The sequence below is a fragment of the Streptomyces prasinopilosus genome (assembly GCF_001419695.1).
GTDB lineage: Bacteria > Actinomycetota > Actinomycetes > Streptomycetales > Streptomycetaceae > Streptomyces > Streptomyces prasinopilosus.
The window spans coordinates 1-1348 of sequence record NZ_LIRG01000927.1 but is presented as its reverse complement, the minus strand read 5'-3'; the positions used below and the strand labels follow the sequence as shown (position 1 = coordinate 1348).

The 1348-nt window shown below is 73.5% G+C and carries 1 protein-coding gene; it reads right to left on the bottom strand.

The window, feature by feature from the left end; translation table 11 throughout:
• Positions 1-1348 (bottom strand): LCP family protein (locus tag AOK18_RS28630; protein WP_055696204.1); only part of this gene is annotated, 1348 nt, incomplete at both ends.

The window sequence follows — 1348 nt, the reverse complement described above, 5'->3', positions numbered from 1 at the left end:
CCGGGGTCCTCGGCCCGGACCTCGCGGACCTTCTCGAAGTCGGTGCCGGCGATCACCCTCAGCGTGGCGCCCTGGCCCTCGACCGCGCGCAGTTCGCTGCCCGGCAGGGCGGCGGCGAGGGACTGCGCGGAGCGGTCCCAGCGGGGGTCGTAGGCGACGACGGTCCGCCGCACGGAGCGGTCGGCCGCGTTGACCGGAGCGCGGGTGGTGCGGAAACCGGTGGCCGCGAGGGCCGCGTCCACGCGGCGGCCGAGGCCCTCCGTCTCCGTGCCGTTCTCGACCTGGACGCGGATCCGCCGGGGGTCCACCGGCACGCGCCGGGCCGCGTCGGGCGACGGGGGCGGGGAGAGCGGTTCGTCCTCGCGCAGGGCGGCGAAGATCTTCTCGGACTTCTCGGAGTCCCACTTCAGCGTCGCCCCGATCCCCTCGACCACGTGCCCCTCCTCACCGAGCGGCACGGTGGTGAACTCGGACGAGGCGGGTGAGAAGTCGCGCAGCGCCCGTCCCAGGGCCAGCAGTTCGCCGGCGCCGAAGCCCTCGTCCGCGCGGACCGAGCCGAGCACGGCACGGGTCACGTCCCGGAACTTCATCGGGTTCAGCAGGATCCCGGAGGACGTGGTCCGGTCCAGCAGGGCGGCCATGAAGTGCTGCTGCCGTTTCATCCGGCCGAGGTCGGCGGCGCCGTCGACGTGCCGGGCGCGCACGTACTGGAGGGCCTCGCCGCCCCTCAGGGTGTGCCGGCCGGCCGGGAGGTCGAGGCCGGTGTGACTGTCCTTCAGGGGCTCGGTGGTGCACAGCTCGACGCCGCCGACCGCGTCCACGGTCTTCATGAAGCTGGTGAAATCGAATTCCAGGTAGTGGTCGATCTTCACCCGGGTCATCTTCTCCACGGTGCGCACGGTCAGCTCCGGACCGCCCTCCGCGTACGCCGCGTTGAGCTTGACGGGGTGCCCCGCGTGCTCCTCCCCGCTCACCCGGTCGGTGTGCGGGGGCGTCATGGCGTACGAGTCGCGCGGCAGGCTGACGACGCTGGCACGCCGCCGGTCCTCGGAGAGGTGCACGATCATGATCGTGTCGGTGCAGTTGCAGGGCGTTCCGCCGAGCCGGTACGTCCGCCGTGCCTGCGCTCCGACCTTCTCCCGGCCGTCCGTGCCGACGAGCAGGATGTTCGTGCCGTGGCCCGCCTCGGGGCGGTTCTTCATGTCCCGGAACGGGTCGACCCGGTCGATCCCCGCGTCGAGGCTGCTGACCACCGCGTGCCCGATCCCGGCCGCGGCGAGCACCAGGACCGACAGGGTGGTCACCGCCCGCGGGCCCCAGCGCGGCCACCGGCGTCCCGGTGGCCGCG